This is a genomic window from Pseudomaricurvus sp. (assembly GCF_965662505.1).
Taxonomy (GTDB): Bacteria; Pseudomonadota; Gammaproteobacteria; order Pseudomonadales; family Cellvibrionaceae; genus Pseudomaricurvus.
This window is the reverse complement of the sequence record NZ_CBFIHX010000122.1, coordinates 1-8,476: the sequence shown is the minus strand read 5'-3', so window position 1 is coordinate 8,476 and position 8,476 is coordinate 1. Positions and strand designations below refer to the sequence as shown.

Here is an 8,476-nt window from a genome sequence, read left to right as displayed (position 1 = left end):
GCCTCTATTAAGAGCCAGAGCCACGGCGATGCGTGAGCCTTGAACATTTGGGTTTTTTATAGAAATTTGCTCTAAAAAAGCAGCAAATCTCAATACCTTGTCTAAAATATTAGGAGTTTCACCTATAAAACGGGTTTAAAGATTGTAATAACTGTATGAAATCCATGATCTTTATCGATTTTGATCTCATCGTTTTCAGATGTTATGGAGAAAGTTGGTCAGGTGTAGGCCTGAAAACACGGAAAACAAAACCATTTAGGAGTGAGAATGCGTCGGTTATTACTGGCTATATCGATGACCCTGTTGGTGTCACCGCTACAGGCAATGACGCTTGAGGAGGCCGTGGCGAGCGCCATTGATACCAACCCGGATATACAGCAGCAATATGCCCGCTATCAATCCAGTCTGAGCCTTCAAGACAGTGCCCGTGGTGATTACCTGCCACAAGTCCGTCTAACGGCCGGTTATGGTCCGGAGGAAACCCGATATAAAAGTGGTCAGGATCTGGATGCCGAACTGGATCGCGGTGAACTGGGGCTCTCTATCTCCCAATTACTCTTCAATGGTTTCAAAACGCAGGCAGAAGTTGAGCGTTTGGGGCAGGAAGCCGCTTCTGAGCGTTATGCTCTGATCAGTCGCGCCGAAAATACCGCATTGCAAGTCTGCAGGCTGTATCTGGATTTGTTGAAAACAGAATCCATTGCAGAGCTAGCCAAGAAAAATGTTCAGGATCACCTATCCGCAATGGAAGACATCAAACATCGTGTCTCCAAGGGGTTGTCCAGTGAGTCTGATCTGTCTCAGATCAGTGCTCGTCTTGCCAGTGCCAGAGCCTCCATGCTGGCAGCCAACAACAATTTGTATGATACCCGCGCGACATTTATGCGCTGGGTTGGCCAAGAGCCCGGCAGTTTGATTGATCCGGTCCATGACAGCAGTTTAATGCCGGAAACACTCACAGATGCATTGGAACAGGCAAAAACCAATCATCCGGAACTGGATGTTGCCCGTTCGGATATTTCAGCAGCCCAGGAAGAACGTCGCATCGCTGAGCACAGCTTTTACCCTAAGGTCTATCTCGAAATGGTGGCCAACGATAATGATGATATCGGTGGTTTCGAGGGGCGTGATGAAAATGGCCGAATTATGTTGAGGATGGAATACGACATCTACAACGGTGGTCGGGATAAGAATCTGGCTCGGGCTTCCGGCTGGCGCTACAACGAAGCGATGGCCATCTATAAGCGCAGTTACCTCGAAGTTGAAGAAGGCACCAAGCTGGCCTGGAACGCCCAGAACTTTGTGTCACAACAGGTAGATGTGTTCAAAGAAAATGTGGATGCGGCGACCGCCACACATGCGGGTTATATTCAACAGTTTCGTTTAGACCGCCGAACTTTGTTGGACGTACTGGATGCTCAGGTGGAGTTGTTCGTGGCACGTCGTAACTACATTACCGCGAAATACGATTACCAATACGCCAATTATCGATTGAATAATGCGTTGGGTACGTTGATTTACTCCCTGCGGGTAGATTATCCAGAGCAATGGGGAGAAAACAGCGAAAGCAGGGACCCAGACAGCCATGAGGAGAGCGAATAATGGTTGTTCATGTGAAATGGTTGAGCTTGCTGGTGCTGGGATCACTATTGAGTGGTTGTTTTGGTGTGCCGGATATGACCGTGCAGCGCCCCAAATACGATGATGTCAGAGATTTTGATGGTGATGGTGTCATCAATCAGCGGGACAAGTGCGCGCATTCGCCTAAAGGTGCTCATGTCAATAATGAAGGTTGTGCGGGCTGGAGCGAGGGCGACAAAAAAGAAACCTTTACGGTGGATTTTGATTATGACAAATCTGTAATCCGTTCAGATCAGCAGACAACAATAAACCATCTTGTGTCGGTGTTAAATCAATACGCCAGTGTGCACGTTGAATTGATTGGAGATACGAGTCCCGAGGGGACCCTGGCTTATAATCAGGCTTTGGCTAAACGCCGGGTTGATGCTATCGCAACGGCTTTACAGCAGCGTGGTATAGCAAGCTCCAGAATTACCACTCATATCTTCACCGAAGAAAACGCTTTGGTTTCAGATGAGTTGAAACACATACGAGAGCGCCGCACCAAGGCCATACTTCATCATGCGGGACAACCGCTAGCCAAGAAAGCATGGACTATTTACTCGACAGAAGAGCAGCTGGCTCCACCTCAGTAAAGGCTGATCTACCTAAGGACAAGCGGAGAATTTCATAGATGACATTTACACCCAAGCTTGTGGTTACCCTGTCTGTACTGGTGAGTTTGATTGGATTAGCAGGATGCAGCAGTGAACCAAAGAAAGACACCATGGCCAGCCTGCCAAAGGTTTCAGTGGCTGTGCCGACGGATCAGGCAGACAAGCTTCAGCAGTTGAATGATATGGTTGTCGTCGTTGACTCGCCGTCTCAAGCGTTATTAAACGGAGATGCACAGTTCGCCATTTCAGGAGAGAAATGGAGTGACAGTACGATGGGGGAGTTTTTGTTACGCTATGGCCATCGTCCTGTGATGACGATTATCACGGCTCAAGTCAATAACCAGGCAGAGAGGGATGCGGTGGTTGATGGCAGGATGACGCTTAAGCGCCCTTGGTATCTTTACAGCAATTTTAAAGGAAGTGCTGAGGCAGAGAGCCTTCAGCAAGTTGCCGCGTGGTTGTATTCAGAAGAGGGGCAGGAGAAATTGGCTGAGCACGGATTGGTTCGCCTGCCGGAACCCTTGTTAAATCGCGGCAGAGTTAAATACAATCTTCAAGACCCCCTCTACAAAGGGGGTTACCGCTAAAAACGGATGGATCACGTCATTGAAGTGATCGATCCGTTTTACTGGCTTACGCCTTCTACATACAAATCCAGGGTGACTCGTGATGACGCTGGCCCCAGCTTGTCAGGAATACCAAAGTCCTTCAATTTTAAAACTGTAGTGCCAGAAAATCCTGCCCGATAACCCAGCCATGGATCCGGGCCTTCTCCGACGATTGCGGCGTCAATAGTAATCGGCTTGGTGACGCCGTGTAAGGTGAGGTCGCCGATTACTGTGAAGTTGCCATTACCTTTGTCGGTGACTTCGGTACTCACAAACTTCGCTTGTCCAAACTTATCCGTATCCAGATAGTCATCGCCTCTTAAGTGTTTGTCCCGCTCTGCATGATTAGAATCAATGCTTGTGGTATCGACAGTAACCTCCACCGTAGAAGCTTCCATGTTTTCAGGATCGTAGGTGAATTTCCCTTCAAAATCATTGAATCGTCCAACCAGCCATGAATACCCCAGATGAGGAATTTTAAAGTTGATTGAGGCGTGGGCGCCTTTTGTATCAATTTTATAGTCGGCGGCCACCGCATTGAAAGACAGCGCTACGCCGGCTAACAACGGAATTATCTTGCGGGAATTGAATATATTCATAGCCATAAATATTCCTTTTCATGAAGTTTAAAATAGTTGGAAGGGCAGTGTCGTGACCGTGTGAGTTTACAGCATTCGTTTCAGGGTCGCGTCCTTATCCAGGACATGATGTTTTATAGCTGCAATCGTGTGCAATGAAGCCAATGCAATAACAGCCCAGGCAGACCAATAGTGTATGTCTCCTGCCACATCCTCCTGGTTATCAAAGAAACTGCCAACAGATGGTACGGTAAACCAGTTGAACACATCGATACCACGTCCGTCGGCGGTAGGAATCAGGTAGCCAGTAACGAGAATGCTAAAAATCAGTATATAAAGCAAAACATGTGTTGCCAGTGCAAGACTGACTTCCCAGGGTTTATGGCTGACGATGTGTTTTGGCGTGGGGTTTGACCATCGCCAGAGCAGTCGAAATATCATGGCGAAGGCTATCAGGATGCCAACGCTTTTATGGTAATGGGGCGCCTTCACATACCAGCTGTCGTAATAAGTGAGATCGACCATCCACAAGCCGAGTATAAACATACCGACGATAACCAATGCGATGGCCCAATGTAGGCATTTACTGACGGAGCCGTATGTTTGTGGCGTATTTTTAATCATTTTAAGAGGTTGTTGCATTCGGTGAGTTGAGTGAAGTATAGGCGGTATTCTACTGGTGGATTGAGGGTGTTCACTCCATCCCATGAGTTATGGTCAGAAAAAATAGGCGATCTTTATGACTTCTGATTGATTTTCATTGATGAACCTTCCATGTGACTCAGTGAGTGCGAATTTGGCGGATTATTCAACAAAAGTCTACTGTGTACTGTTGTCAGTGTAGGCGAGTTCACAATTTCAAGAACACTCTCTCTTGACCGAGATCAAGGTGTGAATGGGGGATCGGCGTATTATTAACTCAAACAAGAGCTTTAGCCGGAATCTATAACGCTTCAGCCGACTCGGTAAAGCTTTAATCAGCCTGAAAGCAAGAAGGAAGGTGACCTATGTATATCGATCTGTATGTTCTCTCTGGTGTGGCCATTGTCGTTTTGGCGTGTGTCATGATGGGGTATGTTGGCGTTTATGCACGCCGTCATATTCAGGAAGACATGAAAAAAGCCGATAAAAGCAGTTAGTACCTTTATGGTATGTCAGGACACCTTTTAAGAGGGGCTCTCGCTTAGGAGGGACTCTCGCTTAAGAGGGACTCTCCCTCAATGGTCTTTCTGGAGTGATGGTAGGTGTTGGCTAGATGAGGTGTTGGCTAGATTTGAGGCGGTGGGCTATTCAGAAAAAGCAGCTATAGGGCTGCTTTTTTTGTTTGTGTGAAACCCTGTTTCAAGCCGAAACCGACAGTTGGGGTTTCCGTCAGGCATAAAAAAAGCCGCTCAAAGAGCGGCTTTTTAAAATAGTGGCGGACCGGACGGGACTCGAACCCGCGACCTCCGGCGTGACAGGCCGGCATTCTAACCAACTGAACTACCGGTCCGCATTGTTCTGACAACTCCAAATCTTTCGCATCACGCATCGAAAAACTGGTGGGTGGTGAGGGGATCGAACCCCCGACCCTCGCCTTGTAAGGGCGATGCTCTCCCAGCTGAGCTAACCACCCTCGCTGTCAGTGGCCGCGTATAATAATGATATTTCGTTCTGGGTCAACGACTTTTTTCCAGAAAATTCAAAATCATACTGATTTTTCTTTACGAGACTTCTCTAGAGCCTCGCGAAGTCGGTTGCTATACTCTTCCGCTCTTTGAAGGGGGATTTATGACTGACCGGAGCCAACAATAATGTCTCGCAGATTCCTGAGTATGAATACATCAAGTGTCCACTATGGTTTCTTCGCCTGGCTGGTGGGACTTGTGCTGATGGCCTCGTCAGCCTGGGCCGGAATTGACGTCTACGAGTTTGATGATGAGGTGACCCGTCAGCGCTATCTGTCCTTTGTGGAAGAGCTGCGCTGTCCCAAATGCCAGAATCAAAACCTTGGTGGGTCTGATTCGCCCATTGCTGCAGATTTAAGGCGCGAGCTTTACCGCATGCTGCAAGAGGGGAAGAGCGATAAAGAAATCGTGGATTTCATGGTGAATCGCTATGGCGACTATGTTCTCTATCGTCCTCAGTTAAAGAGCAACACGATGTTGTTGTGGTCTTTACCTGCGGTTTTGCTGGTTCTGGGCGCCGTAATGGTGGGGCTGACCTTGCGTCAGCGACGTAAAAGCAAGTCACAAGGCGACGTGCTGGAGTCGGATGAACAGGCGCGTTTGAAGCAGTTGCTGAAAGCCGCAGAGCAAAAGCGAAAGCAGTCTTCTGATTAAAGCCAAGCTTGATAGAGGCAAGGTTAATATCAGAAAAGTGTTCACGTTAAGACAAATTCGTTGATTGAGAGTAAACCGCAGTCGCCACCGAGTGCGGTTTTAATGTATTTGAGTTGGGCCAATTAGATGGCCAAAAGTAAGGTAGGGCATTGATGGGGAATTTTTGGCTGGTTGTTGCCGTAATGGCCGTTGTAGCGGTGGTTTTCGTTTTGTGGCCGCTCTGGCGCCAATCAAAGTCGCGACGGGTTGATCCGGCCGATGTCGAAAATCGCAAAGAGGTGGTTCTCGATCTGTTTAATGAACACCTGCAGGTGTTGGAGTCCCAGTTGGCTTCGGGCGAACTGGAGCAGGCGCAGTTTGATCAGCTGAAAAAAGAGCTGGAATTATCGCTGTTGGAAGATATTGCTGTAACGGAACATACCGGTCAGGGTACTTCCCGGTGGAGTCTTTACCTGGCGGCAGGTCTTTTGCCATTGGTTGCGTTGGGTTTTTACTGGCAGCATGGCTCTATTGAAGACGTGGAAATTCTCGATCTTCGCGAGGCGTATTTCCAGCAGCAGGACGCCGTCAGTGGTCAGGAAGATCTGGATGCTTTGATTGCGAGCCTGGAAAACCGACTTGAGAAAAAGCCGGATAATGTCGGTAATCGCTATTTGTTGGCCCGTTCCTACATGCAGAACAATGACTACGTGAAGGCCGTTGGTGCCTACATGTATATTGCCCAGCACAATGAAGAAGTCCCTCCGCATATTCTGGGTGAACTCGCGCAAGCGGTCTTTTTGGCGTCAGGCAACCGGGTAACCCCTGAAGTGGAAGCTTTAGCGAAGCAAGCGCTGACCAAAAACCCTGATGAGACCACATCATTGGGGTTGATGGGAATTGCAGCCTTCGAAAGGCAGGAGTATCGGAAGGCTATTCAGAGCTGGGAGCATGCGGTTGAGGTAATGGGCAGAAACAGCCCGGCAGCCAGATCGCTCTTGGCTGGCATTCAACGGGCGAAGGCCCTGGCTGAAGAGTCTGGCGTTCAGGCGCCGCTGATGCTGAGTCAGCAAGGCGAGTCGGCGACTGGCGAGAAGCCTGCCGGAGAATCTGGAGACCCGACAGCCAGCAAATCGGCAAACAGCCTGACGGTGAAAGTCAGTGTTCCGGGTGGGATCTCTGTGGCTCCAGAGGATACCGTCTTTATCTATGCGAGAGCCTGGCAGGGCGCGAAGATGCCTTTGGCGATTCAGCGATTGACCGTGGCGGATCTGCCGGCCGAAATCACGCTGGATGAGTCCATGGCGATGGCGCCGGGAATGACCATTGCCAGTGTGCCCAAGCTGGAAGTGGTGGCACGTATTTCAAAATCCGGGGAGCCTGTACCACAATCCGGTGACTGGCAGGGCAGTTTTGGTCCCGTCGTGCTGGCAGAATTGAATGAGCCTCTCAGTTTGTCGGTTGATCAGCAGATACCATAGAGTTGTTGTTTGTCTGATGAATTCTGTGCGGTTCGGGTGATTTTCGGCCCCTTTGGGTGGGTTTTGAGCAGTCTTTTGGTGTGCAGTTTCCGGTCGCTTTCGGTGAGCTGGGTGACCGGAATTTTCCCTGAGTGAGTGGATGTAATAGCCCTCTCAAGTGTGTAAAATTCCTGTTTGATCAATCGTTTGAATCATGACGACAGTGAACACGGGATGTGGGCTGGCAGGGTGAAGAATATAGATTTAGCGTCGTTGGATGGCGTTTTTGACCTATTTGGATCGACCCCAAATCATAAGAAAATCAATACGTTATATCTGAGTGAAGCATTTCTATGCGGCTAAAATGCATTAAGCTGGCAGGTTTTAAATCGTTCGTCGATCCGACGACCGTCAATTTTCCCAGCAACCTGGGGGCCGTAGTCGGACCCAATGGTTGTGGTAAATCCAATATCATCGATGCCGTGCGCTGGGTAATGGGGGAGTCTTCCGCCAAGAACCTTCGCGGTGAATCCATGACGGACGTTATCTTTAACGGCTCCGGTGGCAGAAAACCTGTGGGGCAAGCCTCTATTGAGCTGGTTTTTGACAACAGCGATGGCTCCTTGGTGGGTGAGTACGCGGGATTTGCGGAAATCTCCATCAAACGTAAAGTGACCCGTGACGCTCAAAACAGCTATTACCTGAACGGTACCAAATGTCGTCGCCGTGATATTACGGATATCTTCCTCGGTACCGGTCTGGGACCGCGTAGTTACGCCATTATCGAACAGGGGATGATTTCCCGTCTGATCGAAGCAAAGCCTGAAGAATTGCGGGTGTATATTGAAGAGGCGGCGGGGATCTCCAAGTACAAAGAGCGTCGCCGCGACACTGAAAATCGCATGCGTCGTACCCACGAAAACCTCGAGCGCTTGACCGATATCCGCGACGAACTGGAGCGCCAGCTCTCCCGCCTGCATCGTCAGGCTCAATCGGCTGAAAAGTATACTGAATACAAGAAAGAGGAGCGCTTGCTGAAGGCTCAGCTGCAGGCGTTACGCTTTAAAGTGCTGGACGAACAGGCAACCGTCAAAAAAGAAGCCATTACAGAATTAGAGCTGAAAGTAGAGTCGTTTGTCACCGGTCAGGTGCAAAACGACACCGCTATCGAGAAATACCGCACCCAGTACACAGACTTAACCGACAAGTTCAACGACGTTCAAGGTCGTTTCTATTCTATTGGTGCCGATATCGCACGTGTTGAACAAACCATTCAACACTCCCAGGAGCGTG

At 49.2% G+C, this 8,476-nt stretch carries 9 protein-coding genes and 2 tRNA genes; 7 read left to right on the top strand and 4 right to left on the bottom strand.

All coding sequences use genetic code 11. The features are described from left to right. Positions 1-267 precede the first annotated feature (267 nt). Genes ACTG33_RS14195 through ACTG33_RS14185 form a run of 3 tightly spaced genes read left to right on the top strand, consistent with a single transcriptional unit; the run spans position 268 to position 2,824 of the window. Positions 268-1,602: a TolC family outer membrane protein gene (locus ACTG33_RS14195; protein ID WP_439135882.1), complete on the top strand. Its 1,335-nt coding sequence runs from the start codon at positions 268-270 to the stop codon at positions 1,600-1,602. Then, positions 1,602-2,216 carry an OmpA family protein gene (locus ACTG33_RS14190; RefSeq protein WP_439135881.1) on the top strand — a complete coding sequence of 205 codons (615 nt, stop codon included), beginning with the start codon at positions 1,602-1,604 and terminating at the stop codon, positions 2,214-2,216. Before ACTG33_RS14195 ends, ACTG33_RS14190 begins: the two co-directional genes overlap by 1 nt. A 38-nt stretch (positions 2,217-2,254) precedes the next feature. Further along, positions 2,255-2,824 carry a hypothetical protein gene (locus ACTG33_RS14185; RefSeq protein WP_439135880.1) on the top strand — a complete coding sequence of 190 codons (570 nt, stop codon included), beginning with the start codon at positions 2,255-2,257 and terminating at the stop codon, positions 2,822-2,824. A 38-nt stretch (positions 2,825-2,862) separates the two neighbouring features. Here the strand turns inward: ACTG33_RS14185 and ACTG33_RS14180 are convergent, their stop codons facing one another. Both ACTG33_RS14180 and ACTG33_RS14175 read right to left on the bottom strand, forming a co-directional pair. Continuing rightward, the gene (locus tag ACTG33_RS14180) at positions 2,863-3,450 is read right to left on the bottom strand and encodes a YceI family protein (protein WP_439135879.1); all 588 of its coding nucleotides are present in this window, start codon (positions 3,448-3,450) and stop codon (positions 2,863-2,865) included. A gap of 60 nt (positions 3,451-3,510) precedes the next feature. Next, positions 3,511-4,065 carry a cytochrome b gene (locus ACTG33_RS14175; protein WP_439135878.1) on the bottom strand — a complete coding sequence of 185 codons (555 nt, stop codon included), beginning with the start codon at positions 4,063-4,065 and terminating at the stop codon, positions 3,511-3,513. A 365-nt stretch (positions 4,066-4,430) separates the two neighbouring features. Between ACTG33_RS14175 and ACTG33_RS14170 the strand changes: the two genes are divergently transcribed. Next, a complete protein-coding gene (locus tag ACTG33_RS14170) occupies positions 4,431-4,562 on the top strand; it encodes a hypothetical protein (RefSeq protein WP_439135877.1) in 132 nt (43 codons plus the stop codon). Between the two features lie 276 nt (positions 4,563-4,838). On the opposite strand, the gene ACTG33_RS14165 is transcribed toward ACTG33_RS14170, so the two are convergent. Both ACTG33_RS14165 and ACTG33_RS14160 read right to left on the bottom strand, forming a co-directional pair. Then, positions 4,839-4,915 (bottom strand) — tRNA-Asp (locus ACTG33_RS14165). A 47-nt stretch (positions 4,916-4,962) separates the two neighbouring features. Continuing rightward, positions 4,963-5,038: transfer RNA gene (locus tag ACTG33_RS14160), tRNA-Val, on the bottom strand. A 199-nt stretch (positions 5,039-5,237) separates the two neighbouring features. On the opposite strand from ACTG33_RS14160, the gene ACTG33_RS14155 reads away from it, so the two are divergent. The 3 genes from ACTG33_RS14155 to ACTG33_RS14145 form a co-directional block, all read left to right on the top strand. Further along, positions 5,238-5,744 carry a cytochrome c-type biogenesis protein gene (locus ACTG33_RS14155; protein WP_439135876.1) on the top strand — a complete coding sequence of 169 codons (507 nt, stop codon included), beginning with the start codon at positions 5,238-5,240 and terminating at the stop codon, positions 5,742-5,744. A gap of 152 nt (positions 5,745-5,896) precedes the next feature. Continuing rightward, positions 5,897-7,204 (top strand): c-type cytochrome biogenesis protein CcmI, encoded by a 1,308-nt coding sequence (gene ccmI / locus ACTG33_RS14150; protein WP_439135875.1) that lies wholly within the window; start codon positions 5,897-5,899, stop codon positions 7,202-7,204. Between the two features lie 332 nt (positions 7,205-7,536). Beyond that, positions 7,537-8,476, top strand: a 940-nt coding sequence (locus ACTG33_RS14145; protein ID WP_439135874.1) for a chromosome segregation SMC family protein, incomplete at its 3' end; no start/stop codon positions are given.

What these genes read in the sequence shown, in the direction of transcription:
- ACTG33_RS14175 (WP_439135878.1), bottom strand. Translation starts at nt 4,065, where the DNA reads ATGCAACAACCTCTTAAAATGATTAAAAATACGCCACAAACATACGGC.
- ACTG33_RS14170 (WP_439135877.1), top strand. Translation starts at nt 4,431, where the DNA reads ATGTATATCGATCTGTATGTTCTCTCTGGTGTGGCCATTGTCGTTTTG.
- ACTG33_RS14155 (WP_439135876.1), top strand. Translation starts at nt 5,238, where the DNA reads ATGAATACATCAAGTGTCCACTATGGTTTCTTCGCCTGGCTGGTGGGA.
- ACTG33_RS14185 (WP_439135880.1), top strand. Translation starts at nt 2,255, where the DNA reads ATGACATTTACACCCAAGCTTGTGGTTACCCTGTCTGTACTGGTGAGT.
- ACTG33_RS14180 (WP_439135879.1), bottom strand. Translation starts at nt 3,450, where the DNA reads ATGGCTATGAATATATTCAATTCCCGCAAGATAATTCCGTTGTTAGCC.
- ccmI (WP_439135875.1), top strand. Translation starts at nt 5,897, where the DNA reads ATGGGGAATTTTTGGCTGGTTGTTGCCGTAATGGCCGTTGTAGCGGTG.
- ACTG33_RS14190 (WP_439135881.1), top strand. Translation starts at nt 1,602, where the DNA reads ATGGTTGTTCATGTGAAATGGTTGAGCTTGCTGGTGCTGGGATCACTA.
- ACTG33_RS14195 (WP_439135882.1), top strand. Translation starts at nt 268, where the DNA reads ATGCGTCGGTTATTACTGGCTATATCGATGACCCTGTTGGTGTCACCG.